Raw genomic sequence first — 26,211 nt, forward strand, 5'->3', positions numbered from 1 at the left:
CAAGCGGAAGATTGGCGGGGTGGACGTCAGACGCCAGTAGCCTCGCGATAAAGACGCACCGTATCACGCAGACGGTCGTTCACCGGCTGAGGTTTGATAAGAGCTTCAACGAACACCTGGCGATCGTTGACCGACACATTGAGGGCGGGCGCATCCTCGATGTGGAGCTTTTCTTGCTGCGTGGAGCCAATTTCGCCTTTAGTCATCAAAGCCCCTCTTTCGCTGCCTCGGCCAGGCGCGCGGCATAGCGGGCCATGGTGTCGATCTCGATGTTGACGCGGTCGCCGGCCTGGCGCTCGCCCCAGGTGGTGACGCTCAGCGAATGATGGATGAGGAGCACGTCGAAGCGGGTCGCTTCGACCTTGTTGACGGTAAGCGAGGTGCCGTCGAGCGCGACCGAGCCTTTCGGCGCGATGAACTTCGCCAGATTGCGCGGCGCCTCCAGCGTGAAGCGCACGGCATCGCCCTCTTCCTTGCGCTCGACAATTTGGGCGGTGCCGTCGACATGGCCGGAGACGATGTGGCCGCCGAGTTCGTCGCCGATCTTCAGCGCGCGTTCGAGATTTATCCTGGTGCCGGGCTTCCAACTTGACGCGGTGGTCAGTCTGAGCGCTTCCTCCCAGGCCTCGACCTCGAACCAGCGCGCATTCGAGCCGTGCTCGGGCAGCGCCGTGACGGTCAAGCAGACGCCGCTGCAGGAAATCGAAGCGCCGATCGCAATGGTCTCGGGGTCGTAGGCGGTGTCGATGCGCAGGCAGATGCCTTGGGCGAGCGGCTTCACGCTCGCAACCGTACCAACATCAGTCACAATTCCCGTAAACATCAGAGAGCGTCTTTCGTATTGACCGTGATCTTATCCAAAAACCGGTTCCCACTTTTTGGGCTCATGGTCTTACCCACTCGGCGTAACTGTCCTCGCCGAAGCGCATGTCACGCAGCTTGCGAAATCCAGCCGGGATGTGGTCGGCGTCGATGGGCGATGCAATGCCGTCCTCGCCAATGGCGTCCGGGCCTTGGAAGAGGACAATGCGATCGACAAGATCTTCCTCGAGGAAGGCCTTGGCCACCCTGGCGCCGCCTTCGACCAAAACGCTCGCCATGCCGAGTGCCGCCAGATCCTCCAGCAACTCCGGCAACGCTATCTCGCTTTCATAGGTTTCCGTGCCGATGAAGTGCACGCCTGCGCGTTCGAGCGACGCCCGCCGATGCGGATCGGCCTCCAGGCAAGCGGCGACATAGAGCGGCACGCGATCGACGCCGGACACCAGCTTGGACGTCTCCGGCAGCCGGATCTGCCGATCGAGGATGACGCGCGCCGGCGAGCGGTTCTCCAGTCCGGGCAGGCGCACGGTCAGCGCCGGGTCGTCCTCGAGCGCGGTGCCGATGCCGATCAGGATGGCGTCGGCCTCGGCGCGCATCAGATAGACGTCGCGCCGGGCGATCTCGCCGGTGATGGCGACCTGTCCGGCGCCTTTGCGGCCGATCTTGCCGTCGCTCGAAAGCGCAAGCTTCAGAGTCACTTCCGGGCGTTTTTTCAGAGAACGAGTCAGATAGCCGGCCATCTGCTCGGCGGCCTCGGTGGCCAGCACCTTCTCCGCCACCTCGACGCCGGCGGCGCGCAGGATGGCGTAGCCCTTGCCGGAGACGCGCGGATCGGGATCGCTCGCCGCACCGACGACGCGGGCGATGCCGGCATTGACCAGCGCATTGGCGCAGGGTGGCGTGCGGCCGTGATGGGCGCAGGGCTCCAGAGTGACGTAAGCCGTAGCACCGCGCGCAAGCTCGCCGGCCTCGGCGAGCGCTTCTGTCTCGGCATGGGGGCGGCCGCCCACGGCCGTCACGCCGGTGCCGACGATCATCGGGCCGGCGCCATCGTCGCGCACGATGATGGTGCCGACGGAAGGGTTGGTTGAGGTGCGGCCGGCATTGCGGCGCGACAGCCTGATGGCCGCGGCCATGAAACGGCGATCAAGGGCCGCCTGCGCGGCCTCGTCCAGTCGCGGTCCCGCCATGATCAGCCGGCGTCCTCTTCGGTCTTCTCCTCGTCGCCCTTCAATTCGCCCAGCAGCTCGTGAAAATCCTTGGCCTCGCGGAAATTGCGGTAGACCGAGGCGAAGCGGACATAGGCAACGTCATCGAGCGACTTCAGCGCCTCCATGACCAGCCGGCCGACCTCGCCCGAGGCCACTTCGGTTTCGCCGGAGCTTTCGAGCTGGCGCACGATGCCGGTGACGGCGCGGTCGATGCGCTCGGGGTCGACATTGCGCTTGCGCACCGCGATCTCGACGGAACGCAACAGCTTGTCGCGGTCGAACGGCACCTTGCGCCCGGACTTCTTGATGACGACGAGGTCGCGCAGTTGGACACGCTCGAAGGTGGTGAAGCGGCCGCCGCAATCAGGGCACACCCGCCGCCGGCGGATCGCAGCGCCGTCCTCGGCGGGACGCGAATCCTTCACCTGCGTATCTTCGGACTGGCAATAAGGGCAGCGCATGGAAAGCCTTGGGTTCGCGATTCTCAGATGGCGGAAGGCTTAGTGCCTTTTGCCGTCTTGGCAAAGGAAAGACCTTTTCTCCCCTTCAGAGATAGCGAGGCGCAAGCACAATTGCCAGCGCCCTGCCCCAAGGCCGGCAACGTCAGGGCGCGACGTCCTTGGTGGAAAACCCGCAGGACGTGCCGAGATTGCGATAAGCCTTGGTGAAGCCATCCATCGGAATGCTGGCGACGGCCTGTTTGCCGAAAGTCACATCGAGCGAGGTGACCTTGCGCATGGCGCGCAGCAAGGCCAGGCTGGTCTTGGCCTGGTTGTCGACCATCCAGCTCGGGCGGCCGCCGGCGGCGGCGTTGGAGGTGACCGTCGCGGCGACCTTCACGCCGGGGTCGCCGAAAGTCGCGGCGATCTTGTCGCCGGTCGGCAAGGTCTTGTTGTCGATGATGAACATGATGGCCGGATAGGCATCCGGCGGCAGCGCGTCGCCGGTCGAGATCGACAGCGTCAGGGATCCGGCATTGCCGTTGCCGTCGAGGAAAGCCGTCGAGGCGGCGCAGGTCTTGTGCGCGTCCTGCCCGGTATCGAGCGTATCGATGATGGTGGTCCACCTGCCGAAAGTATTGGTGGCGGGCAGATCAGTATTCGGCTTGGTTTCGTCCTGAGCCATCGCGGCGGAGGCGGCAAGCGGGCCAAGCAAAGCCGCGGCGAGACGGGAAGTACGCATCATCGGATCTCCATAAGCCGCGCCGCCCAGAGGAGCGGCGCAAGCGCAGGATAAAAGATGACGCGCGGCGCCCGGTCAACCGAGATAGGGATAGAGCGGGAAGCGATCCGTCAGCGCCGTGACCTTGGCCTTCACAGCGGCCTCGACCGCCGCGTTGCCTTCATCGGAATTCGCCGCCTTCAGCCCGTCCAGCACCTCGGCGATCAGCTTGCCGATCTCGCGGAACTCGGCCTGGCCGAAGCCGCGCGTGGTGCCGGCCGGCGTGCCGAGGCGCACGCCAGAGGTGACGAACGGCTTTTCCGGATCGAATGGGATGCCGTTCTTGTTGCAGGTGATGTTGGCGCGGCCAAGGGCTGCCTCCGCGCGCTTGCCGGTGGCGTTCTTGGGACGAAGGTCGACCAGCATCAAATGATTGTCGGTGCCGCCCGAGACGATGTCGAGGCCAGTCTCCTGCAAGCTGGAGGCCAGCGCCTTGGCGTTCGCGACGATGCTTTCGGCATAGGCCTTGAAGCTCGGCTTCAGCGCTTCGCCGAGCGCCACCGCCTTGGCGGCGATGACATGCATCAGCGGCCCGCCCTGCAGGCCCGGGAACACCGCCGAGTTCATCTTCTTGGCGATTTCCTCGTCATTGCACAGGATCATGCCGCCGCGCGGGCCGCGCAGCGACTTGTGGGTCGTCGTGGTCACGACATGGGCGTGGGGCAGCGGCGACGGATGCATGCCGCCGGCGACGAGACCGGCGATATGCGCCATGTCGACCATGAGATAGGCGCCGATCGAATCGGCGATCTCGCGGAAACGCTTCCAGTCCCAAATACGCGAATAGGCGGTGCCGCCGGCCAGGATCAGCTTCGGTTTCGTCTCATGCGCGGTCTTCTCGATCGCGTCCATATCGAGCAGGTGATCGTCCTTGCGCACGCCGTAGGAGACGACCTTGAACCACTTGCCGCTCATATTGACTGGCGAGCCATGGGTGAGATGGCCGCCCGAATTCAGGTCGAGACCCATGAAAGTGTCGCCGGGCTGCAGCAGCGCCAGAAACACTGCCTGGTTCATCTGGCTGCCCGAATTCGGCTGGACGTTGGCGAAGTTGCAGCCGAACAGCTTCTTCGCGCGCTCGATGGCCAGTTCCTCGGCCACGTCGACGAACTGGCAGCCGCCATAGTAGCGCTTACCCGGGTAGCCCTCGGCATATTTGTTGGTCATGATCGAGCCCTGCGCCTCGAGCACGGCGCGCGACACGATGTTTTCGGAAGCGATCAACTCGATCTCATGGCGCTGGCGGCCGAGCTCATTGCGGATGGCGCCGAAGATTTCCGGATCGGCATCGGCAAGCGTGGTCTCGAAGAAGGATTCGAATTTGGTGGAGGCTGCCGCGGCATTTGACATGGCTTGCTTTCCCTTGGGGCCGGAGGTCTGCGAGGTCGCCGCGCATTAACACAGTTGTTTTCGGCCCGCCACGTTTGCGGCGCGAAATTTGCTGGCCGGTTTGCGTCAAGGCAAGTCTAGTGGGTGCTAATCGCGCGGTACGCGGCTTCAGCATCGCCTCTGAGAAGGTGATTTCGGTGAACAGCTTGCACGCCGTGTGGTCGTTGATGCCACCACGACGAAGCATGGCCTGCAGTTCGGCTCGCTCAGCCTCAATGCCCGCCAGTCTGAAGCCGGTTTGATCGCTGATTTAATCCGATCATGCGCAATTGAAGGCGCGCCGTCCAGCACCGAGGCTGTCGTTCTGCTTGCTGGCAGTTGCGGCTGACCTGAACGAAAAGGCCGCTACGAGAGCGGCCTTTTTCTTCTTAGATCGGATGCTTAAAGCGCGGAGCTGATCTGCAGCTCGCTGGCGCCGTCGAGGCCGTAGATGTCGTCGCGGAATTGCACGACGCCCGGGGCGGTCGACCACGCCGACAGATAGAGGAAGTGAACCGGCACCGGGTTGACCACATTTATCGGGGTGTTCTCGCCGGTCTTGATCGCTGCCTCGAAATGCTGGCGGTCCCAGCCGGGCGTGTCGCGCAGGATCCAGGTGACGAGGTCGCGCACGTTCTGGACACGCACGCAGCCCGAGGAATCGAAGCGCATCAGCTTGCCGAACAGGCTCTGCTGCGGCGTGTCGTGCATGTAGACGCCGTCCGGACTCGGGAAGTTGATCTTGACCGAGGCCATGGCGTTGCCGGCGCCGGGATCCTGGCGGAAACGGTATTTCGCGGCGTCGTCCGTCGACCAGTCGATGGTCATCGGATCGACCTCGCTGCCATCCGGCGCGAACAGGCGGATGTGGCTGTCCTTGAGGTAGTTCGGGTCCTTCCGCATCAGCGGAATGATGTCCTTGCGCACGATCGAGACCGGCGCATTCCAGTATGGATTGACGATGATCTCGTTGATCTTCGAGTTCACGATCGGCGTCTGGCGGTCGATCTTGCCGACGATCGCGGTGTGGCGCAGCACGACGCGGTCGTTCTCGACCGCTTCGACCTGGGCGCCCGGAATGTCGACCAGCACGTAGCGGTCGCCCAGCGTGCCGGCCTTTTCCTTCAGGCGCTGCAGGTTGGTCTGCAACTGGCCGAGCCGGACCTGCGCCGACACGTTCATCGCGGCGTAGGTGTATTTGCCCATGGCGCCGTCAGCCGGCAGGCCATGACGGAGCTGGAAGCGCTTTACCGCCGAGTCGACATAGGAATCGAAGGCCGTTGAAATGCCGGCGCTCTGCGGCAGGTCGCCCGAGACCATCAGGCGCTTGCGCAACGGCACGACATCCGGATCGTCGTCGCCAAGCTGCAATTTCTTGGTGGCCGGAACCTGCTCCCAGCCGCCCTGGGAGACGATGTTCTGGTATTGCGCCACCGCCTGCTCGGTGAAGGCCACCGTCTGCAGGCTGAAGATCGGCAGCGTCGAGGCGACCTTGTTGGTGTCGGTGCCGCGCGCGTCAAACTGATCATCCCAATTGCCGCGTGTCGAGGATTTCAGGATGTCCCCGATCACGTCCTGGGCGCTCGCATGACCGGCAACCATGGCGGCGGCGAGCGCGGAGGCTCCAGTGAGGAAGAAACGGCGGCTTGTTCTCATGGCAGACATTCTTGGCTATTCGCTCTCGCTCAATTCGCTTGCCGGGCGGCTTGTCCGCACTCTAGGGGTGGCCAACTTAACAATTCGCCAACCATGACCCGCATCGGTCGGCCGCCAGAAACGCGCTGCCGCAACGCAGGTTCCAAGGAGCGCAAGGCACAGGCCCTCAGCGTCACTCACAAACCGCATTGACCGCGATTATGGCGGCAACGTGGCCTTGGCCCGCGATTTGCATGCGGCGGCAAGGTGAAAGGAAGGGCGGCGATGCTTTTTTGCATCGCGCGATGCTGGCGCGTCCTTGCGAAGTAAGCACCCTGCCCTTCAGGCGCGGAGCTTCAATGCGCAGAGCGACGGTCAAACTCCCGCAGATGCCCGCCTTCGCAAAAAGAATAGGACCGGTGCGCTTCAAGCACCGATCCCGTACTCTTCTCCCGGTCGCGCTTCTTCGGCGCGGCTTTCCCGTCCCCAATTGCGAAGCGCTCACATCCGGTAAGCGATCGTATCGTTCCAGAAGCGGTCTAGCCGCTGCAGCGCGCGGTTCATCTGCTTGAACTCGTCGGTGTTGATGCCGCCGACCGCCTCGATCGAGCCGACATGGCGCTCATAGAGGCCGGCGACGACGTCGGCCACCTCGTTGCCCTTCGGCGTCAGCGAGACGCGGACCGAACGGCGGTCGATGCGCGAGCGCTGGTGGTTGATGAAGCCGAGGTCGACCAGCTTCTTCAGATTGTAGGAGACGTTGGAGCCGAGATAATAGCCACGCGAGCGCAGCTCGCCGGCGGTCAGCTCCGAATTGCCGATGTTGAAGAGCAGCAGCGCCTGGATGGCGTTGATGTCGGAACGGCCGTTGCGGTCGAACTCGTCCTTGATCACGTCAAGCAGGCGGCGGTGCAGACGCTCCACCAGCTGCAGCGATTCCATGTAAAGCGAGCGGATAGCCTCGCGGCGATCGTCGGATACGTTTGCGGTCTTCGCCGCCGGACGCGAATTGATCATTGTCTTTGCCTCTCGTTTGTCGCCTTGGTGATTTTTTGTTTTTCACCTTGATCGCGACACTATCGAATACTCATAAAATTCGACTTAAACGCCAGGGCTAACAAGAGCTTACCGGTAAGAGGTTTCGGAAGACGCTTAACGATCGGTCACCCGAGCAAGAACAATTAACCTAAAGATTTAGCCAATGGATCTTGCAGTGAAACGGGGCCGCGAAACCGGCTCCGAAGGCCGGCCCTCGGCCGGCTTTATGGGTGGAGCATGATATCGTCCGAAAACCGCTTCACACTTTTCGGCATCATGCTCATTGGCGGAGCCGGCGCTTCTGCAGCCAGATGGTGACGCGAAAGACGATGTAGAGCAAGGCCACGCAGGCGTGCGATACGACAATCAGCAGCCGGTGGCCGAAGAGATCGGGGAAACCGGCATACATCACCGTCTCGGTCGCGGCGCAGATGAACCAGATCACCGGCCCCCACGATGCCAGCATCCAGAGGCCGGCGGCGGCGAAGGGAAAGAACACCGCGAGCATGGCCGCCGCCACCTGCCAGTGCACCGGCATCAGGTCGAAGCGCCACATCTCGCCCGGATAAATGCCGATGAGGCGGATCCAATAGAGGATGCCGAACAACAGGCAGTAGCCGGCGATGACGCGCTGGAACCAGGCGAAGATGACCTCGGTGGTCGAGGGCTGCAGCACCACGCGCCTGGAGGTGACCTCGCTCACAGGACAAGCTCCTTGTCCCCGAGCGGCGCGAAATAGGCGTCGATGTCGGCCGTCCGGACCTCATCCAGTCCTGCCGGTCGCCACTCGGGCTTCGAGCCTTTTTCGATGATGGCGGCGCGGATGCCTTCGTAGAAATCATGGCCGGCAAGCATGCGGTTGAGGATGCGGAACTCCATCTTCATGCATTCGTCCATCGACAGTGTCGAGCCGGCGCTGATCTCGCGCCAGGCGACATTTAGGCTGGTCGGCGAACGGGTCTTGATCGTGGCAAGCGTCCTGGCGACGAAAGCATCGCCGGCGGCGGCCTCCTCGAGGCTGGCGATGATATCGGCAAGCGAGCTTTGCGAAAAATGGCGTGCGATCGAATCCAGGTCCTGCTGCTCCGTCTCGCGTTTTGCCGGGACGGAGAAATTGCGCAGCTCGGCATCCGGATCGTTGCTGGTCGCCAGCTCGTCGAGCAACCTAGCCTGGTCCTGCGCCTTGATGGTGTGCGTGGCAAGCCCCGACCAAAGCGCATCGCCGTGGCGGATGCGATTTCCGGTCAGCCCGAGATACATGCCGAAGGAGCCGCCGAGATCCGGCAGCAAATGGCTGGCGCCGACATCCGGGAAAAAGCCGATGCCGACCTCCGGCATGGCGAACTGCGCGTTTTCGGTCAGCACGCGATGCGAGCCATGGAAGGAAATGCCGACGCCGCCGCCCATGACGATGCCGTCGATCAAAGCGATATAAGGTTTTTTGAAGCGCGCGATGCGGGCGTTGAGCCGGTACTCGTCGGCGAAGAAATCGACCGGAGGTTCGCCGGCGCGGCCGGCCTCGTAGATGTGCAGGATGTCGCCGCCGGCGGAAAACGCCCTGCCCTCGGCCTTGACGACGACGACACCGACGCCCGTGTCCTGCTCCCAGGCGTCGAGCGCCCTGCCGAGCGCCTTGACCATGTTGTGCGTGACGGCGTTGAGAGCCTTGGGGCGGGTCAAAGTGACCACACCCGCTCTGCCCAGCCGCTCGAAGCGGATCTCGTCGCCTCCGCCAAAATCCATCACCAGAGAATCCCTCTCTCCGCCCGCCGGGGGAGAGAAGTGCTAAAGGCGGCATGGAGACGCGTCAATGGCGGCGGTTACTGGGGAGCGCTCCTTGCGCTGGCGGGCGGCAGCGCCAGATGTTAGGTAACCGGCAAAGCACTGTGCCCGCGCCCGACAGGTTTCGAGCAGATCGACATGCCTGGAATTTCCCGCTTCGCGGTTGGATTGGTCGGTCTCCTATGTCTGGGACTGCCCGTCCGCGCCGCGACAATCGCCGAGCTCTACCAGGCGCAGGCGATCGTCACCGGCACCGGCGAGGCAAATCGCGAGATCGGCTTCAAGGATTGCCTCGACAAGGTGCTGGTCAAGGTCTCGGGCGACCAGCGCCTGACGCAGAAGACGGAGATGCTGGCTCTGCGCGACAAGGCGGCCGACTTCGTGCAATCCTTCCGCTATCACGACCGCCTCGAAGGCATCCCGATCCACGACGAGCAAGGCACGCATGACAGGCCGCATGATCTCACCTGCCTCTACAAGCCAGCTGTCATCGACAAGCTGCTGGCGCAACTCGGCAGCAGGCCCTGGCTCGGCGAGCGGCCGCCTATCGCCGTCTTCATGACCGCCGAGCAGGGCTCGCGGCATTTCGTGCTGACGGCGGATGAGGACCTGGGCAAGACCATGAGGGAATCCTTCGCCAACGCCACAAGTCCACTGCTGATGCGCATTGTCTTTCCAAAGGCCAGCCAGCTTGGCGGCCTGGACGAAAGGGCGCTCGCGGCCGCCGATATGGCAAAGCTCGACAAGCTCGCGAAGAAAGCGGGAGCGGCCCGGGCGCTCGCCGGCAGCATCGTGTGGAGCGACAAGGAGCTTGGCTGGATCGCCGACTGGCGGCTGGACGATCGCGGCAGGACCTATCGCTGGCAGGCGCGCGGCGTCAGCTTCGACGAGGCGTTCCGTGTGGCGATCAGGGGCGCGGCGCAGATCTTGTCGGGGCACGGGCAGCCGTGAGGCGCGTGCCTGGCACAATCGTGTCGCATTGGTCAGCAGCGGAGACGCGTGGTAAAAACCGGCGCAAAAGAGAGTTTCGGCGATGAACAAATTCACTCCCGCAAAGCCCGCCGGCGCGCGCAGCGTCGATGAGATCACCGGCAGCCGGCGGCTGCGGCGCATGCGCAAGGCCGACTGGTCGCGACGGCTGGTGCAGGAGAACCAGCTTTCGGTGAACGACCTGATCTGGCCGATCTTCGTCATCGACGGCAAGAACACGCGCGGGCCGATCGCCGCGATGCCGGGTGTCTATCGCCTGTCCGTCGACCTCGCGGTGAAGGAAGCCGAGCGCGCAGCCAAGCTGGGCATCCCGGCCATCGCCACCTTCCCCAATGTCGAGCTTGCGCTGCGCGACCAGATGGGATCGCACATCCTCGACCCGGACAATGTCATCAACCGCGCCACGCGTGCCATCAAGGATGCGGTGCCCGAGATCGGCATCATCACCGATGCCGCGCTCGACCCGTTCACCAGCCACGGCCATGACGGCATCCTGCGCGACGGCATCGTCGTCAATGACGAGACGGTGGAGCAGGTCGCCGCCGCGGCCGTCATCCAGGCCGCCGCCGGCGCCGACATCATCGCGCCGTCGGACATGATGGACGGCCGCATCGGCGCCATTCGCGACGCGCTCGACGCCAACGGTTTCCAGGACGTCGCGATCATGTCCTATGCGACAAAGTTCGCCTCGGCCTTCTACGGCCCCTATCGCGAGGCGGTCGGCACCGCCGGCCTGCTCAAGGGCGACAAGAAGACCTATTACATCGACCATGCCAATTCCGACGAGGCCGTGCGCGAGGCCGAGCAGGACCTCGCCGAGGGCGCCGACATGCTGATGGTCAAGCCCGGCCTGCCTTATCTCGACATCATCCGCCGGCTGAAGGACGAACTGCGGATGCCGACCTTCGCCTATCAGGTGTCGGGCGAATATTCGATGATCAAAGCAGCGGCCGCCAATGGCTGGATCGACGGCGAAAAGGCGATGCTGGAATCGCTGCTTGCGCTGAAGCGGGCGGGCTGTGACGGCGTGCTCACCTATTTCGCGCCGGTGGTGGCGGAGATGCTGAGGGGCTAGCCTCGAACGCCCGCTCCGTTTTCGTGCGGGTAAGCCGCATGATTGGCCGTTCCCTCGTTGGAGACGGCACGCGGACGAAACCCATGCGCTCGAAGGTCGAGACATAGCCGGTGCTTGACGCACTGGGCGACAGCTCCGCGTCTATCGGATAGGCCTCCACGGCTGGCGCGCCGCTCTTGAACGCAAGCGCCACCGCACCCTCGATCAATGCGGTGGCGATCCCCCGCCTGCGATAGCCGATGCGAACATAGAGACAAGACAGCGACCATACCGGCACATCGTCGCCAGCCCTCAGCCGCCAGACCCTGCCCAGATGCGGCAAGGCACTGCGCGGCGTTATCTGACACCAGCCGACGGCCTTTTCCCTTTCGAACGCAAGCAAACCTGGCGGCGGTCCTCTTTGCACCACCGTCTTGAACGCCGACCGGTTGCGATCAGCCGGTTGCTTGCGGTAGCCGGCGCCGATGCGCCAGTACATGCACCAGCATCCCGCCGTCGCGCCCTTTTCGCCGAACAGGTCCTCGAGCGCGGGCCACAACTGCGATGTGAGCACCCGTATGGCAAGCTTCTGATCCTGGGGTCGAGCGGTCATCGCGCAGGCATAACGTACCCTGACCGGAGAAACGCTGTCACAGATCGCCTCGAGGAACAACCGGGCCGGCAGGATGGCCGATCTGAAAGTCGTCAGCCCGCTGGAATAAACTGCTTGCAATACGCAATCAGTTAAGCTATCCCAAAGACTGATTTCGAATTACAACTGGTTTAGGAGGCAGCCATGTCCAAGTTGCGTGTCAACGCTTTCACCTTGTCGCTCGACGGTTACGGCGCCGGTCCCGACCAAAGCCTCGACACACCGCTCGGCGTCGGTGGCGAAAATCTGCACAAATGGATGATCAAGACCCGCTCCTTCCACCAGATGATCGGCAAGGATGGCGGGACCACGGATACAGATAACGAGTTTGCCGTGCGCAGCTTTGAGAATGTCGGCGCGTGGATCCTCGGCCGCAACATGTTCGCGCCGAGCCGCGGCGAATGGCCGGACGACAAATGGAAAGGCTGGTGGGGCGACAACCCGCCCTATCATGTACCGACTTTCGTGCTGACGCACCACAAACGCGCACCGATCGAGATGGAAGGCGGCACGACTTTTTACTTCGTTACTGAGGGCATCCATTCGGCGCTCGAACAGGCGAAGGCAGCGGCCGGCGGCAAGGATGTGCGGGTCGGCGGCGGCGTCTCGACTGTACGGCAGTATCTGCAGGAGAGCTTGATCGACGAGATGCATCTGGCCATCTCGCCTGTCCTGCTCGGCTCGGGCGAGCATCTGTTCGCCGGGCTCGACATGCTGAAGCTGGGGTATCAGTGCATGGAACAGGTTGCCACGGCGGATGCCACGCATGTGATGATCGGGCGGGCGTAGGCCAGGCTTCTCCTTCTCCCCTTGTGGGAGAAGGTGGCCTCGCGAAGCGAGGTCGGATGAGGGGTGCTCCAGCTTGGCAACGAGCTGGAAATCGTCACCGCCCCATTTCTTCCAACACCCCTCATCCGTCTCGGCGCTGCGCGCCGATCCACCTTCTCCCACAAGGGGAGAAGGAAAGACCCTTCAATACTTCTCCGGCACGTAGAGTTCGCGCGGCAGGACCTGGCGCTCATATTCTGGATTGAAGACGCGCTCCGGCAGCGTGATTTCCTCGTGTGGAACCTCCTCATAGGGCATCTGCTGCAACAGATGGTCGATGCAGTTCAGCCGTGCCCGCTTCTTGTCATTGCCCTCGACGATGAACCAGGGCGCTTCCGGAATGTTGGTGCGGGCGAAGGTCTCTTCCTTGGCCTTGGTGTACTGCTCCCAGCGCACGCGCGACTGCAGGTCCATGGGCGAGAGCTTCCACTGCTTCATCGGATCGTGGATACGCATCAGGAAGCGCATCTGCTGCTCCTCGTCAGTGATCGAGAACCAGTATTTCACCAGGGTGATTCCGGAGCGGACCAGCATGCGCTCGAATTCGGGCACGTCGCGGAAGAACTCCTCGACTTGGTCCCCATTGGCAAAGCCCATCACCCGCTCGACGCCGGAGCGGTTGTACCAGGAGCGGTCGAACAGCACGATCTCGCCGCCCGCGGGCAGATGCGGCACGTAGCGCTGGAAATACCATTGCGACTTCTCGCGCTCGGTCGGCGCCGGCAATGCCACGACACGGGCGATGCGCGGATTGAGCCGCTGCGTGATGCGCTTGATGACGCCGCCCTTGCCGGCGGAATCGCGGCCTTCGAAGACCACCACCAGCTTCTTCTTGTGGTAGGCGACCCAGGACTGCAGCTTGATCAGCTCCGACTGCAGCCTGAGCAGCTCGCGAAAATAGGTCATGCGCTCGATGGAGGGCGGATGCGACTTCTTGTAGATCTTGGCGATCTCGAGCGAGAGCGCCGGCTCGGACAGCTCCAGTTCATAGTCCTCGTCGAGCGTATCCTCGAGCTCGGCCTCCAGCCAGTCCTTGGCTCCGGAATTCGGTTTCAGTTCATTCATCGCGCTGCTCCGTCTGCCTGTCAGCCATCACCGCTTCGGAAGCCCGGCCGGACACTCCGTAAGCCGACTGAGATACAGAGGCGCAATGACGGTTTTATTGCAATCGCCCGGCAGCTGCATCGACATGGAAGATATGTGATCGACCCCGTATCGATAGCGGGGCGACAAGCGGCGGGAATTGTCCTACAAATCCCTCGCCTCTTTCCGGCGCTCGCCACGGCGCTTCTTCAAAACAAATTGCGAGGACCGACATGGAATACCGCACGCTCGGCCGATCCGGCTTGAAAGTCTCGACATTGACGCTTGGCACCATGACCTTCGGCGGCACCGGTCCGTTCGCCGCCGTCGGCAATTCGGATCTTTCGGAAGCCAAACGCATCATCGACACCTGCATCGATGCCGGCATCAACCTCATCGACACCGCAAATGTCTATTCCAGCGGGTTGTCGGAAGAGATCATCGGCGAGGCGCTTGGCGGCAAGCGCAAGAACGATGTGCTGATCGCCTCGAAGGCGCGCATGCGTATCGGCACCGGCCCCAATGACGAAGGCCTGTCGCGCCATCATCTGATCCGCGAGTGCGAAAAGAGCCTGAAGCGGCTCAGGACCGACGTCATCGATGTCTATTTCGTCCACCAATGGGATGGGCTCACGCCGGTCGAGGAGACGGTCGCGGCGCTCGACACCTTGGTCAATCAGGGCAAGATCCGCTATGTCGGCTGCTCCAACTGGTCGGGCTGGCAGGTGATGAAGGCTCTTGCCGTCAGCGACAGCCGCCATCAGGCCCGTTTCATCACTCAGCAGATCCACTACACGCTGGAAGCGCGCGAGGCCGAATACGAATTGCTGCCGATCTCGGTCGACCAGGGCCTCGGCGTGCTGGTCTGGAGCCCGCTGGCCGGCGGGCTGCTCTCCGGCAAATACCATCGCGACAGCCCGACCGCGCGCCAGATCGGCGGCTGGACGGAACCGCCGATCCGCGACGAGGATCGCCTGTGGCGCATTGTCGACGTGCTCAACTTCATCGGCAAGGCACGCGGCGTTTCGGGCGCGCAGGTGGCGCTTGCCTGGCTGCTCGGCCGACCGGCCGTCAGCTCGCTGGTGATCGGCGCGCGCAACGAGGCGCAGCTCAAGGACAACCTCGCCGCGGCAAGCCTGTCGCTCACCGAGGACGAACGGCAGCGTCTCGACGCCGTCAGCCGGCCGCCGGTGCTTTATCCCTACTGGCACCAGCAGTTCACGGTCAGGGATCGTTTCGGGCCGGCCGACGAGGTGCTCGACCGCTCTCACGCTTAAAACGCTCAGCCGGCGATAAAGCGCCAGACTTCCGCGTCGGGCTTTATCTGTCCGCTCAGCACGAAATATTTATAAAGGACGAGCAATGAGATCGCCTGCTCGTCCTGCTCATTGCCGAATCTGCGGCAATAGGCATTGGCGGCGGCGGTTATCCGTCCCGCCTCGTCGGGATGTTTTTCGAAATAGGCAACCTTGTCGACCAGGTCGGAGAAATCCGGCTGCAGGGGCACGTAGTGGACGTTGGGCTCGACCTGGGCTTCGGCGAACCAGGTTTCGTAGGTCGGTTCCGGCATGAGGCAAAGTGAATTGGAGCTCATGATCCATTTCAGATTCGTCGCGACATCATTGCCTTCGAGCGAGACGATGTAGCGATACTGTCGCTGCTGCTCGATGTTCAGGAACGGCTTGCGGTATCCGTCCGGCGCATCGGCTCTGTGGGAACCCGCATCGCAAATCGGCATGTCGGCGGCTTTTTCGACGAAGCGGGTGCGAATCGGATTGTTGAGATGACCGCGCCACACCACCATCGGACGCTTGGCGGCGAAAGACAGGTTGTCGGGGGGCATGTAGAAGTGACGGAACTTGTTCAGCTTCATCAGCACGCCGTTCGCATTGTCGTCGCCGATGGGCCGGTCCTTGACGATCCTCGGGAACTCCGGAACCCCGACAACGTCGCCGAATTCGAAATCGATCAGCAGGCCGGGATCGAAATAGCGCGCGAATTCCTTGAGGTCGTAATAATACATGCTGGAAGAGGACGGCAGCTTGCCGACGGCTACGGCGTCCGGACTGGGCACGAACGGGTGTTCCAGCTTGTTGTAGTAGTTCAGCCGCTCGCGAACCGTCTTGCCCGAAAGCATGGCCTGTTCAAGCCGGCTGGCGAGGCGGTCGCGAAACAGGGACTGCGGTGCGCGGTCGCGCGCGAAATTGCGCGCGTAATAGAACAGCTTTGCGGCGGTTCGAGAGAGTGTGGCCATACGTCCGCGAGTTCAGCAAGTTCCCCTCGTCTCCTACAGCATTCTCCCGGCCATGTTGCAAGCCCGCTAATGCAACCCGCGTTGAGTCGACGCTTTCCCTCAAGCCGCGACCACGGCAAACCCGCGTGCGCGCAAACCGCGCCGGTCGTCATGCAATGAGGTGACCAGCCGATCTCGGCTGCCGGCGATGTGAGCGGAAAGCAGCCGCGCCGCTTCATCGGCATCGGCGCTCCTGACGGCGGCGAGGATGGCATGATGTTCGGCCCAAGCACGGCCGAGCGCCTTCTCATCGCGCACCTCCAGCCAGCGCGCACGCGACAGCCTGGTCATCGCGTCGCGCACTGCCCTGAGCAGAAACTCGTTGCCGGAAAGCCTTGCCAGTTCGATGTGGAAATCCAGGCCGACGCGATGCCACTCCTCGCGCGGCGTCTCAGCATCGCAGGAATCGAGCATCGCCGCGATCACGTCGATGCCGCCACGGTCTTCGAACGCCGCCGTGAGGCGAACCGCCGCGACTTCGACCGCCTCGCGGTAGACGGCGATCTGCCCGAGTTCGGCAAGGTTGATCGGCGCCACCGTCCAGCCGCGGCCGTCGCGGCCGATCAGCCCTTCCGTCTCCAGGCGCAGCAACGCGGCCCGCACCGGCGTGCGCGACGCGCCGAAGCGGCTCTCGATCCAGCGCTCGGTCAGCCGCTCGCCCGGGCCGATCTCCAAACCGAGGATCATCTCGCGAAGCTGTCTTTCGACATTTTGCATCTGCGACATTTGTCGTCCCGTTTTCCAAGCCGCGTTGACGGCGCTCGCATTGACAGTAGCGAGTGTCAGGTCCATGACGGATACCAGCTTGGTATCCCAAATTGGTATCCGCAACAACCCCAGCATTGGCACGCATGACATGACGCCCAAGGAACCCGAACAGAGCGGCTTCAATATCCATTGGCGACGCAATCTCGCCGTCTGCTTCGCCGGCTCGTTCAGCACGCTTGTCGCCATGACGCTGCTTCTTCCGTTTCTGCCGCTATACGTCGAGCAGCTCGGCGCCGAAGGCCACGTGGCGATCGTGCAGTGGTCGGGCATCGCCTATGGCGCGACCTTCCTCGCGGCCGCGCTGGTCGCGCCTTTGTGGGGACGGCTTGGCGACCGCTACGGCCGCAAGCTGATGCTGGTACGCGCTTCGTTCGGCATGGCGATCTGTATGTCGCTGACCGGCATGGTTGAGAGCGTCTGGCAGCTGGTTCTGCTTCGATTGCTGATCGGTTTTGCCGGCGGTTATTCATCGGGTTCGACGATCCTGGTGGCGATGCAGACGCCCAAGGAGCGCTCCGGCTGGGCGCTGGGCGTGCTGGCGGCGGGCATCACGGCGGGCTCGCTGGTCGGACCGCTGCTGGGCGGCCTGCTGCCGCCGCTGATCGGCATCCGCGCGACCTTCCTGCTGTCCGGCGCCGTCATTTTCCTGGCGTTCCTGGCGACGACTTTCCTGATCAAGGAGAACCCGCCGGCGCCCAAGCCCGCCTCGACGACGAAGCCGAAAAGCGGCTGGTCGCAGATCCCCGACAAGCGGCCGATCGTCGCCATGCTGGCCACCGGCATGCTGCTCGCCTTCGCCACCATGTCGATCGAGCCGATCATCACCGTCTATGTGCAGCAACTCATCGAGGACCAGAGCAAGGTGACCATGGTCGCAGGCGTCGTCATGTCCGCGGCGGCGCTGGGTACCATCCTGTCCTCGTCCTGGTTGGGAAAACTCGCCGACCGCGTCGGCCACTGGAACGTCGTGGTCGGTGCGCTGGCGGTCTCGGCATTGCTGCTCATTCCGCAAGCCTACGTCACCAATGGCTGGCAATTGATCGGCCTGCGCTTCCTGATGGGCCTGGCGCTGGGCGGACTGTTGCCCTGCATCACCAGCGTCATCCGCCACAATATCCCTGATGGGGTCGGCGGCAATGTGCTGGGCCTGGCGATCTCGGCGCAATATGTCGGCCAGGTCGCGGGACCGCTGTCCGGCGGCTTCGTCGGCGGACATTTCGGCATGCGCTCGGTGTTTCTGGGCACAGCGGTGCTGATGGCGCTGGGTGCTGCCTACAACTGGTCTGTCCAGTCGCGCGGGGCGCGGCATATGCTGCTCGAAGCTGGCGAATCCTAAACCGGCGCCTCCACCTCAACCGCAGCATGGAGCATCCAGGATGAGCCTTACTGGGCAAGCATCAGATGGCGGGAGCCGCATCCTCGTGCTGGCAGCCGGCCTCGTCGGCGCGGCCGGCGTAGCGCTGTCGGCGACGGCGGCGCATCGCGGCGGCGCCTTCACCGGCACGGCGGCCAATTTCCTGCTGATGCATGCGCCGGCATTCCTTGCCATCGGCCTTGCCGGCGGCAATCGCTGCCTCAGAATCGCCAGCCTCGTCCTGCTCGCGGGCCTGCTTCTGTTCTGCGGCGATCTGCTCGCCCGCGACTTTCTCGGCTCGCGGCTGTTCCCGATGTCGGCGCCGATCGGCGGTACACTTTTGATCGCCGGCTGGGTAGCGATCGCCGTCTCGGCGCTGTGGCGTCCTCGGCCGTAGGTATTTCCGGCGAGCGTTTTTAACTCGCGCGCCGCTTGCGCTTGCGCGCAGGCAGGTCGTTGGCGCGGCGCCGCTCGGGCTGCTCGGTTCCGCGCGTGATGCCCCAATAGTTGCGGTAGATGTCCTGAAACAGATGACCAATCGGATGCATGACTGCTTCTCCTCAAGTTGAATCGATCCAATGCGTGGACACGAAAAATGGCCACGGTTCAGCCGCGCTTGCGCTCCACGAGGAAGCGCAGTTCGCGGCGCCAGGGGACCCGCTCTGCCGCGCCGCTTCTGGCTAATGGCCGCCGAGGCGATGCCCCAGTCGTTGCCGTAGATATCCTCGAACAAGTAACTCACCGGATGCATGGCACCCTCCTGTTGAAACCGCTCCGTCAAAAAGCGAGCGGACTTGGATCGATTCAAATCATAGGCCTCAATCACGCGAAGTCAAGCAGGATTTGAATCGATCCAACAAAAATGTTAGATGACCAGCAGCAATTCAGCGGTCATGTTCTTCCCGTGACCGGATTCGGAGGAACGACATGGCATCACTCCTCGAAGGCCAGGCAAGACCGATCAGGCTGGCCGACATCGCCAAGGCCGCCGGCGTCTCGCATGGCACGGCCTCAAATGTTTTCAGCCGCCCCGAGATCGTGCGCGCCGAAGTGCGCGAGCGGGTCAAGGCGGTGGCGGAGCAGATGGGTTATGCCGGTCCAGATCCGAAAGGCCGCCTGCTACGCGCCGGCAAGGTCAACGCCATCGGCGTCGCCACCACCGAGCCGCTCTCCTACTTCTTCGACGATCCGTTCGCCCGCGTGATGATGGCCGGCATTTCCGAAGCCTGCGACGCCACCGGCGCCGGCATCGCGCTGGTCTCGGCCGCCAACCAGGAAAAGCTCGCCTGGAACATTCAGAGCGCGCTTGTCGACGGCTTCGTGCTGTTCTGCATCGAAGGCGGCTCGCGTCTTGTCGATCTGACGCGCGAGCGCAGGTTGCCCTTCGTTGCGCTGGAGCTCGGCTTCCAGGACGAGACCGTATCGGCCATCGGCGTCGACAATGTCGCCGGCGCGAGGCTCGCCGCGCGCCATCTCGCCGAGCTTGGCCATCGCCGTTTCGCCGTCCTGTCGCTGGGCTTTGCCGACAACCGAACCGGCTTCGTGACGCCGGAGGTGGTGCGCAGCGCGGTCTACACCGGCACGCGCGATCGCCTTGCGGGCTATTTCGAGGAGCTTTCCCGCTTCGGCATCGATACGGCGAAAATCCCGGTCTATGAGACCGAGAACGAGGAAAAAAGCACCAGGGCCGGCCTCCAGGCGATCTTCGCCAGCGGCGAACCGCCGACCGCCATCCTGGCGATGTCGGACCGCATGGCCCTGATCGCCATCGACTGGTTGAGAGGACGCGGCCTCAACGTTCCCGGCGATGTCTCCATTGTCGGCTTTGACGGCGTGCCGGACGGCGCGCTGTCCACGCCGCCACTGACCACCATCGCCCAGCCGATCACCGAGATCGGCCGCCGCGCCGCGCGCATGATTCTCGACCATGATGGCGCGGTGCGGCGCGAGACGATGGGCGTCGAGTTCGTCGTCAGAGGTTCGACCGGGCCGGCACCGAAAGCCTGAGCGGGCTCAGGCAATTCGGATAGATCGCAGGCATTTCCTTGCCTGCGGTTAGTAGCCGCCCGCCCGCGCCGGCAGCGGCTGCACGCCAAATGTCGCACGCGCAGGCTCCTCGCGCACCGGCTTGGCGCGGGATGGGCCGAGGCTCGCAAGCCATTCGAGGTAGAGCGCAAGCGCGAGCTGCATGGCGATGCCTGCCGCGATCAGCAGCGTGTCGTAGGCCGGGCCGCCCGGGTTGATCAGCTTCAGCACCTGCGCCGCCATGGCGAGCAGCGTGCCGGCGATGAACACCGGCAGCGAGCGCTTGCCCAGGATCGCGAGCGGATTGTCGGGCCGGACGCGGAAGAGGTTGGAGACCGCCGGCAGCGCGACGATCAGATAGCTGACCGCAAGAATGTGCAAGAGCCGCGGCAGCGACAGGAAGGTCTTGTCGAAGCCGCCGATCACCACCGGCAGGTTGAACCACGTGATCTGACCCCAGAGCGGAGTGTGCACCCAGATCGCCGCGCCGACCACATAGATGCCGGCGGCACCCAGCAGCCACGGATTGACCGGGATCCGCCCGCCGCGCTTCACATGCAGCATGGCGGCAAGGCCGATGTTGAACAGGAACTGCCAGGACAGCGGGTTGAGGAACCAGAGGCCGGGCTCCGGATAGTTCGGCGGCGCGATCTGCCAAATGCCAGCGACGAGCCACAGCAGGCCGGACACGATCAGCGCCGGCACGGGCCGATAGCTGACGAACAGCACGAAAGCAGGCGCCGCCAGGAGCAGCGCCGCATAGACCGGCAAGATGTTGTTGTAGCCGAGCTGGTGGCCGAGCGTGACGATGCCGAGCAGCGCCTGCGGCGTGTTGCGCATCAAGGGTTCTATGTTGATCATCGCCAGCATTTCCGGCCGGTGCGCGAACAGCGCGGCGGCGCTAAACAGCGCGATCACCACCATCGTGATGACGATGTGGGAGATGTAGAGCACCCCGGCGCGCCGCCACATCTTCAAGGTCGCGAGCAACCGGCCGCCCGGCTTGAACTTCGTGCCGTAAGCCAGCGCCACCGAGATGCCGGAAATCAGCACGAAGGCTTCCGCCGCGTCGGAAAAGCCGAAATTCTTATAGGTCCAGTTCTCGAAGACGGTGCCAGGCACATGGTCGACGAAAATGGTGAGCAGCGCGAGCGCGCGCAGCACGTCGATACGCGTGTCACGATCGTTGATACGTGTGTCGCGATCATTGATGCGCGTATCGCGCTCTCCGACACGCTTATCGCGGTCGTTGGGAACAGGGGTGGTCATCGACAAAAGGCCTCAAAGCTGGTTGTTCATAGCCAGCAAATGCGACCCCCGGGGCGCACCGCTTCGATTCCTCCCACGGGGGAGTGTATCGGCGGAAAAACGGCCCGAATTGCGCCTGGTTCAATCAACTTTCGCGGAGCGCGAAAATATTCCGTTTTGAAGCCGGCAAATCAACGAATCTCTCATGGAATCAAATGGATATGAGCGCTTCCGAATATAGCGATAAAAACAGTATCCTGCGCCGGGACCTCGCCTTTCCTTACCGTCTGCTGAGGCCGGCGAACGCAAGCGGCGAGTGCCTGTTCGTGCTGCACGGGTCAGGTGTCGACGAGACGACGATGCTGCCGCTGGCAAGGCAGATCGCGCCTCGTTCGGTGATCGTCGCGGCGCGCGGCCGCATTCCACAGGAGGACGGATTTCGCTGGTTCGAGCGAATCACGCCGACCAGTTTCGAGCAGGTCTCCATCCATGCCGAGACGGCCGCTTATGCCCAGTTCGTGACGGACGTCGCGGAGGTGCAGCGGCTCGATCTGCAACGCGCGACCTTCCTTGGCTATTCGAACGGTGCCAATGTCGTCTCCAGCCTGATGCTGCTCCATCCCGGCATTGTCAGACAGGCAGCGCTGTTGAGGGCGATGCCGGTGCTCGACATCTCGCCAATGGCCAACCTCGGCGGCAGCCGCGTGTTGATCATTGCCGGGGCGGCCGACCAGACCTATGGCCCTTTCGCCCCTGCCCTGGTGACACTGTTCAGCGAACGCCAAGCCGAGGTCGACGCGCGCATCGTCGCCTCGGGCCATGAATTCGGCGACGCGGACGCCGCGATCCTGCGGCAATGGCTGGCGGCGCCTGTCGCGGTCGCCTGACTGGGTCAGGCGGGGCCCGGTGCGGCCATCAACGATCGAGACCATCCCGGCATGTTATAGGAACATCGTCCAGACACGCGTTGAGGGGGCTACTCGACCGTCCTCGGCCGATCCCCTCACCCATGTCCCATACGGTTCCAGGCGTCCAGGCCGGCGATCTTGTAGGCCTCGGCCAGCGTCGGGTAGTTGAAGGTGTTGTTGACGAAGAAGTCGACCGTGCCGCCGAGATTGATCACCGCCTGGCCGATATGGATGAGCTCGGTGGCGCCCTCGCCGACGATGTGGGCGCCGAGCAGGCGGCGCGTCTCGACCGAGAACAACAGCTTCAGGAACCCGCTGCTGACGCCCATGATGTGGCCGCGCGAGGTTTCGCGGAAGCGCGCCAGGCCGACCTCATAGGCTGCGCCGCTGTCGCGCACCTGCTCTTCCGACAGGCCGACCGTCGAAATCTCGGGCACGGCGTAGATGCCATAAGGAAAGCTCTCTGGCGGCGGCGGCAGGTGAACCCCGAAGGCGTGGCAAGCCGCCACTCGCCCCTGCTCCATCGACGTCGAAGCCAGGCTCGGGAAGCCGATGACGTCGCCGGACGCGTAGATGTTCGGCACGCTGGTCTGGAAAGTCTGCGGATCGACCTTGATGCGGCCGCGGGCGTCGGCCTCGATGCCGACCGTGTCGAGGCCGAGGCTGGCGACATTGCCGGTGCGACCGGCGGCGTAAAGCACTATCTCGGAGCGGATGGTGCGGCCGTCCGCCAATGTCACCTCGGCATGGTCGGGTTTCGAGGCGATCTCCTTCACCGTGCTGCCGAGGCGGATGGTCATGCCGCGGTCGCGCATCTGGTGGATGAAGTCGTCGACGATTTCGCGATCGATGAAGTCGAGGATGGTGTTGCGCGGTTCGACCAGTGTCACCGGCACGTCGAGAGCGGAAAAGATGGTGGCGTATTCGACGCCGATGACGCCGGCGCCGATCACCGTCAGCGTGCGCGGCAGATGATGGAGCTCCAGCATCTCGTCGCTGTCGAAGACGCGCTTCTTGTCAAAGGGCACGTCGGCCGGGCGGTGCGGCCTGGTGCCGACGGCGATCAGCGCGTTGGCGAATCCGACTTCGCTGTAGTCGCCATTATCGGCGGTCAGGCTGACCTTGTTCGGCGTGAGGAACTTCGCCGCGGCGCGCGCGCTCTTCACCGTGTTGCGCATGAACTGGTGCTGCAGCACCTCGACCTCATGATCGAGCGTCTTGTGCAGCCGGTCGACCAGATCCGAGATCGAAATGTCCTGCTTGACCCGGTAGCCGCGTCCGTAGAAGCCGCGTTCGCGCCAGCCCGAGAGGTTGAGCACCGTCTCGCGCAGCGTCTTCGACGGGATGGTTCCGGTATGCACCGAGACGCCGCCAAGGCGCCGGCCCCTGTCGACCACCAGCACCGACTTGCCAAGCTTGGCCGATTGCACCGCGGCGCGGCGCCCCGAAGGGCCGCTGCCGATGACCAGCATGTCGTAGTCCATGTCCCGTCCCCTTTGTGCGCCGCAGCAAGCTAGACCGGGAAGAATGTCATGTTCAACAGGCAACACCATTCCCTCGGCGGGCGAATCCGCCGATGCAACCAAAAGCATGAGAAACCTTAACCGGACGGCAAGGCTTGCGTGCAATGGTCCATGTCGAGGGGACCACCGGGGTAACAGAGTTGGCGATTTCCAAAAGCGATGCGCTGCCTGGCGCAGAGACCGGTTGCTGGTCCGGCCTTCAGAGCAGCGCGGTTCTCGCCGACCTGCGCGAGGGCCTGTTCCGTTTCATCGCGCTGGTGGTCGCCGCGGTCTTCGTCTATCGCGGTGCGCGTCACCTCGTCATCGATCCGGGCCGGCTGAACATCCTGCTGCTCATGATCTCCGACGTTCTGACCTTTACCTGGCTGCTGCTGGCGCGCCGGCCGATTGTCCGCGACTGGAGCCCTTTCACGGTATTCATCTCGGTGACGGCTGCTTTCGGTTCGGGTTTCGTATCGTTCCAGGATGGAATCGCCGTCATCCCGCTCTATATCGCGGCGCCGCTGCAATTCCTGGCGCTGTGGCTGGTGATCTGGGGTAAGATGTCGCTTGGCCGCTCCTTCGCCATCCTGCCGGCCAACCGCGGCGTCGTCACCGGCGGCGCCTATCGGTTCGTGCGGCACCCAATCTATGCCGGCTATCTGGCAGGGCACATCCTGTTCCTGCTGTCGAGCTTCTCGCTCTACAATTTCGCCGTCTACGCGATCATTACCCTGTTCCAGGTCCATCGCATCCTGCGCGAGGAGCGCATCCTGGCGCTGACAGAGGAGTATCGCGACTATCTCGGGCGGGTTCGCTACAGGCTCTGTCCCGGCATCTTCTGACGTCGCGCCCGGCGGTGGCGGGCACGTTCCTTGAATTCCAGGCCGCCCTCACCATTTGAAAAGGCGGCAGGCATTCCCACGGGGGTGCTGCGATCGAGGAACGGATATGAACGCACGCGTATTGGACAGCGAGATCATCACGACGAGGTTTGAGGACACCCGCGCATATCGTGGGGTGCGGACAAGGCGCATTTTCGCCTTCCTGCTCGACTATTTCTTCGTCGCGCTGCTGACCATTCCCTTCGCCATCCTGGTCGCCATTCTCGGCCTGTTGACCTTCGGCCTCGGCTGGGCGCTGTTTTCCGTGCTGGTGCCGATGGTCGCCATCCTCTACATCTGGAACACGCTGGGCAGCCGCGACCAGGCGACGACCGGCATGAAGATCATGGGCATCCGCCTGGAGAAGCTCGACGGCAGCCGCATCGACGGCATGACGGCTGTGGTTCACTCGGTGCTGTTCTGGGCCGGCAACGTCATCCTGACGCCGCTAGTGCTCCTGGTCACGCTGTTCTCCGACCGCAAGCGCACGCTGCACGACCTGCTGCTCGGCACCGTCGTAACCCGCACCGATATCTGACGGATTCACGGCCGCGCGCATCAAGCCGCCGCGTCGCCCGTGCTTAAATATGAACAGGCCAAGGCCATCGCGGCAGCATAATCCTGTTGAATTTTTCGGCGACCGGGCCAAAGGTAGGGCGATTCGCAGGAGCGTTTCCAAGATTAGATGACGCAGCATCCGACCCAGTCGCCGCAGTTCTTCCTGACCGCGCCGTCGCCGTGCCCTTACCTGGAGGGACAGTTCGAGCGCAAGGTGTTCACGCACCTTGTCGGCGACAAGGCGCCGGAGATGAATGACCTGCTGACGCAAGGCGGCTTCCGGCGCTCGCAGAACATCGCCTACCGTCCGGCCTGCGAGTCGTGCCGCGCCTGTGTGTCGGTCCGCATCCTGGCACAGGAATTCAGTCCCAGCCGCAACATGCGCCGCGTCATCCAGCACAATGCCGACCTTGTCGGCGCCATGCATGACGCGCAGCCTTCGACCGAGCAATACTCGCTCTTCCGCAGCTATCTCGACGCCCGGCATCGCCGCGGCGGTATGTCGGACATGACCGTGCTCGACTATGCGATGATGGTGGAAGACACCCATGTCGACACCAAGATCATTGAATACCGGCGTCGCGGCCCCGACACGTTCATCACCGGCAAGGGCCATGGCGAGCTGATAGCCGTCGCGCTCACCGACAAGATGGCCGATGGCCTGTCGATGGTCTATTCCTATTTCAATCCCGACTTCGAGGACCGCTCGCTCGGCACCTTCATGATCCTCGATCACATCGCCCGCGCCAAGGCGATGGGACTGCCCCACGTCTATCTCGGCTACTGGGTCAACGGCTCGCGCAAGATGAATTATAAGATGCGCTTCATGCCGCAGGAGCATCTCGGCCCGAAAGGCTGGGAACGCTACGACCACGAAGCGGTCAGTCGCTGAACCTCCCCACGCTTCATCCTTAACTGTTTCAAGGAGGAGGACACCGGTCTTTCGGCCCTCAGGCTGGAACGAGCGCGGCGTGGCCGCTGTGCGCC

General features: G+C 63.5%; 28 protein-coding genes. 11 read left to right on the forward strand and 17 right to left on the reverse strand.

Features of this window, described 5'->3' with window-relative positions; translation table 11 throughout:
• Positions 1-26: 26 nt before the first annotated feature.
• The 10 genes from CK219_RS15835 to CK219_RS15885 all read right to left on the reverse strand — a co-directional run bounded on the left by CK219_RS15835 (position 27) and on the right by CK219_RS15885 (position 9,038).
• Positions 27-206, reverse strand: a complete 180-nt coding sequence (locus CK219_RS15835) for a DUF1778 domain-containing protein (protein WP_095767686.1) — start codon at positions 204-206, stop codon at positions 27-29.
• Positions 206-823: a riboflavin synthase gene (locus CK219_RS15840; RefSeq protein WP_095767687.1), complete on the reverse strand. Its 618-nt coding sequence runs from the start codon at positions 821-823 to the stop codon at positions 206-208. The genes CK219_RS15835 and CK219_RS15840 overlap by 1 nt, the downstream gene beginning before the upstream one ends.
• Positions 824-884: 61 nt before the next feature.
• The gene (gene ribD, locus CK219_RS15845; RefSeq protein WP_176477026.1) at positions 885-2,012 is read right to left on the reverse strand and encodes a bifunctional diaminohydroxyphosphoribosylaminopyrimidine deaminase/5-amino-6-(5-phosphoribosylamino)uracil reductase RibD; all 1,128 of its coding nucleotides are present in this window, start codon (positions 2,010-2,012) and stop codon (positions 885-887) included.
• A 2-nt stretch (positions 2,013-2,014) separates the two neighbouring features.
• Positions 2,015-2,494, reverse strand: a complete 480-nt coding sequence (gene nrdR / locus CK219_RS15850) for a transcriptional regulator NrdR (protein ID WP_059184872.1) — start codon at positions 2,492-2,494, stop codon at positions 2,015-2,017.
• A 142-nt stretch (positions 2,495-2,636) separates the two neighbouring features.
• Complete coding sequence (locus CK219_RS15855; protein ID WP_095767898.1) at positions 2,637-3,215, reverse strand: hypothetical protein; 579 nt, start codon at positions 3,213-3,215, stop codon at positions 2,637-2,639.
• Positions 3,216-3,290: 75 nt separating this feature from the next.
• Positions 3,291-4,604: a serine hydroxymethyltransferase gene (gene glyA / locus CK219_RS15860; protein ID WP_095767688.1), complete on the reverse strand. Its 1,314-nt coding sequence runs from the start codon at positions 4,602-4,604 to the stop codon at positions 3,291-3,293.
• Between the two features lie 420 nt (positions 4,605-5,024).
• Positions 5,025-6,278, reverse strand: a complete 1,254-nt coding sequence (locus CK219_RS15870; RefSeq protein ID WP_095767690.1) for a L,D-transpeptidase family protein — start codon at positions 6,276-6,278, stop codon at positions 5,025-5,027.
• Positions 6,279-6,758: 480 nt separating this feature from the next.
• Positions 6,759-7,274, reverse strand: coding sequence for a MarR family winged helix-turn-helix transcriptional regulator (locus CK219_RS15875; protein ID WP_040983294.1), 516 nt, complete (start codon positions 7,272-7,274; stop codon positions 6,759-6,761).
• Positions 7,275-7,575: 301 nt separating this feature from the next.
• Positions 7,576-7,998, reverse strand: a complete 423-nt coding sequence (locus CK219_RS15880; protein WP_095767691.1) for a DUF6163 family protein — start codon at positions 7,996-7,998, stop codon at positions 7,576-7,578.
• Positions 7,995-9,038: an enoyl-CoA hydratase/isomerase family protein gene (locus tag CK219_RS15885; RefSeq protein WP_095767692.1), complete on the reverse strand. Its 1,044-nt coding sequence runs from the start codon at positions 9,036-9,038 to the stop codon at positions 7,995-7,997. Before CK219_RS15885 ends, CK219_RS15880 begins: the two co-directional genes overlap by 4 nt.
• Before the next feature lie 177 nt (positions 9,039-9,215).
• Between CK219_RS15885 and CK219_RS15890 the strand changes: the two genes are divergently transcribed.
• Entirely contained in the window at positions 9,216-10,028 is an 813-nt protein-coding gene (locus tag CK219_RS15890; RefSeq protein ID WP_095767693.1) for a DUF2066 domain-containing protein, read from the forward strand.
• Between the two features lie 82 nt (positions 10,029-10,110).
• Positions 10,111-11,142 carry a porphobilinogen synthase gene (gene hemB, locus CK219_RS15895; protein WP_095767694.1) on the forward strand — a complete coding sequence of 344 codons (1,032 nt, stop codon included), beginning with the start codon at positions 10,111-10,113 and terminating at the stop codon, positions 11,140-11,142.
• Here the strand turns inward: hemB and CK219_RS15900 are convergent.
• A complete protein-coding gene (locus tag CK219_RS15900) occupies positions 11,099-11,794 on the reverse strand; it encodes a GNAT family N-acetyltransferase (protein ID WP_210200004.1) in 696 nt (231 codons plus the stop codon). The two genes, hemB and CK219_RS15900, sit on opposite strands and share 44 nt — an antisense overlap.
• Before the next feature lie 123 nt (positions 11,795-11,917).
• Between CK219_RS15900 and CK219_RS15905 the strand changes: the two genes are divergently transcribed.
• Positions 11,918-12,562: a dihydrofolate reductase family protein gene (locus CK219_RS15905; protein ID WP_095767695.1), complete on the forward strand. Its 645-nt coding sequence runs from the start codon at positions 11,918-11,920 to the stop codon at positions 12,560-12,562.
• A gap of 183 nt (positions 12,563-12,745) precedes the next feature.
• Here CK219_RS15905 and ppk2 read toward each other — a convergent pair whose 3' ends face one another.
• Positions 12,746-13,666, reverse strand: coding sequence for a polyphosphate kinase 2 (gene ppk2, locus CK219_RS15910; RefSeq protein ID WP_095767696.1), 921 nt, complete (start codon positions 13,664-13,666; stop codon positions 12,746-12,748).
• Between the two features lie 251 nt (positions 13,667-13,917).
• On the opposite strand from ppk2, the gene CK219_RS15915 reads away from it, so the two are divergent.
• Positions 13,918-14,961, forward strand: a complete 1,044-nt coding sequence (locus CK219_RS15915) for an aldo/keto reductase (protein ID WP_095767697.1) — start codon at positions 13,918-13,920, stop codon at positions 14,959-14,961.
• Between the two features lie 5 nt (positions 14,962-14,966).
• On the opposite strand, the gene CK219_RS15920 is transcribed toward CK219_RS15915, so the two are convergent.
• Both CK219_RS15920 and CK219_RS15925 read right to left on the reverse strand, forming a co-directional pair.
• Positions 14,967-15,938 carry a glycosyl transferase family 90 gene (locus CK219_RS15920; RefSeq protein WP_095767698.1) on the reverse strand — a complete coding sequence of 324 codons (972 nt, stop codon included), beginning with the start codon at positions 15,936-15,938 and terminating at the stop codon, positions 14,967-14,969.
• 99 nt (positions 15,939-16,037) lie between these two features.
• Positions 16,038-16,703 (reverse strand): GntR family transcriptional regulator, encoded by a 666-nt coding sequence (locus CK219_RS15925; protein ID WP_095767699.1) that lies wholly within the window; start codon positions 16,701-16,703, stop codon positions 16,038-16,040.
• Between the two features lie 79 nt (positions 16,704-16,782).
• Between CK219_RS15925 and CK219_RS15930 the strand changes: the two genes are divergently transcribed.
• Positions 16,783-18,081: an MFS transporter gene (locus CK219_RS15930; protein ID WP_348628335.1), complete on the forward strand. Its 1,299-nt coding sequence runs from the start codon at positions 16,783-16,785 to the stop codon at positions 18,079-18,081.
• Positions 18,082-18,121: 40 nt separating this feature from the next.
• Positions 18,122-18,496: a DUF423 domain-containing protein gene (locus CK219_RS15935; protein WP_095767701.1), complete on the forward strand. Its 375-nt coding sequence runs from the start codon at positions 18,122-18,124 to the stop codon at positions 18,494-18,496.
• Between the two features lie 19 nt (positions 18,497-18,515).
• On the opposite strand, the gene CK219_RS32600 is transcribed toward CK219_RS15935, so the two are convergent.
• Positions 18,516-18,647 carry a hypothetical protein gene (locus tag CK219_RS32600; RefSeq protein ID WP_095767702.1) on the reverse strand — a complete coding sequence of 44 codons (132 nt, stop codon included), beginning with the start codon at positions 18,645-18,647 and terminating at the stop codon, positions 18,516-18,518.
• Between the two features lie 379 nt (positions 18,648-19,026).
• Here CK219_RS32600 and CK219_RS15950 point away from each other — a divergent pair, with 379 nt between their 5' ends.
• Complete coding sequence (locus CK219_RS15950; protein ID WP_095767703.1) at positions 19,027-20,106, forward strand: LacI family DNA-binding transcriptional regulator; 1,080 nt, start codon at positions 19,027-19,029, stop codon at positions 20,104-20,106.
• Positions 20,107-20,154: 48 nt separating this feature from the next.
• Here the strand turns inward: CK219_RS15950 and opgC are convergent, their stop codons facing one another.
• The gene (gene opgC, locus CK219_RS15955; RefSeq protein ID WP_095767704.1) at positions 20,155-21,393 is read right to left on the reverse strand and encodes an OpgC domain-containing protein; all 1,239 of its coding nucleotides are present in this window, start codon (positions 21,391-21,393) and stop codon (positions 20,155-20,157) included.
• 200 nt (positions 21,394-21,593) lie between these two features.
• On the opposite strand from opgC, the gene CK219_RS15960 reads away from it, so the two are divergent.
• The gene (locus CK219_RS15960) at positions 21,594-22,259 is read left to right on the forward strand and encodes an alpha/beta hydrolase (RefSeq protein ID WP_095767900.1); all 666 of its coding nucleotides are present in this window, start codon (positions 21,594-21,596) and stop codon (positions 22,257-22,259) included.
• 116 nt (positions 22,260-22,375) lie between these two features.
• On the opposite strand, the gene sthA is transcribed toward CK219_RS15960, so the two are convergent.
• A complete protein-coding gene (sthA, locus tag CK219_RS15965; protein WP_095767705.1) occupies positions 22,376-23,764 on the reverse strand; it encodes a Si-specific NAD(P)(+) transhydrogenase in 1,389 nt (462 codons plus the stop codon).
• Between the two features lie 143 nt (positions 23,765-23,907).
• Between sthA and CK219_RS15970 the strand changes: the two genes are divergently transcribed.
• The 3 genes from CK219_RS15970 to CK219_RS15980 all read left to right on the forward strand — a co-directional run bounded on the left by CK219_RS15970 (position 23,908) and on the right by CK219_RS15980 (position 26,116).
• Positions 23,908-24,627, forward strand: coding sequence for an isoprenylcysteine carboxylmethyltransferase family protein (locus CK219_RS15970; RefSeq protein WP_095767706.1), 720 nt, complete (start codon positions 23,908-23,910; stop codon positions 24,625-24,627).
• Between the two features lie 106 nt (positions 24,628-24,733).
• On the forward strand, positions 24,734-25,204 hold the full coding sequence (locus tag CK219_RS15975) for an RDD family protein (protein ID WP_095767707.1): 471 nt from the start codon (positions 24,734-24,736) through the stop codon (positions 25,202-25,204).
• Between the two features lie 147 nt (positions 25,205-25,351).
• On the forward strand, positions 25,352-26,116 hold the full coding sequence (locus CK219_RS15980; RefSeq protein ID WP_095767708.1) for an arginyltransferase: 765 nt from the start codon (positions 25,352-25,354) through the stop codon (positions 26,114-26,116).
• Positions 26,117-26,211 lie beyond the last annotated feature (95 nt).

This window comes from Mesorhizobium sp. WSM4313, from assembly GCF_002294725.1.
Lineage (GTDB): Bacteria > Pseudomonadota > Alphaproteobacteria > Rhizobiales > Rhizobiaceae > Mesorhizobium.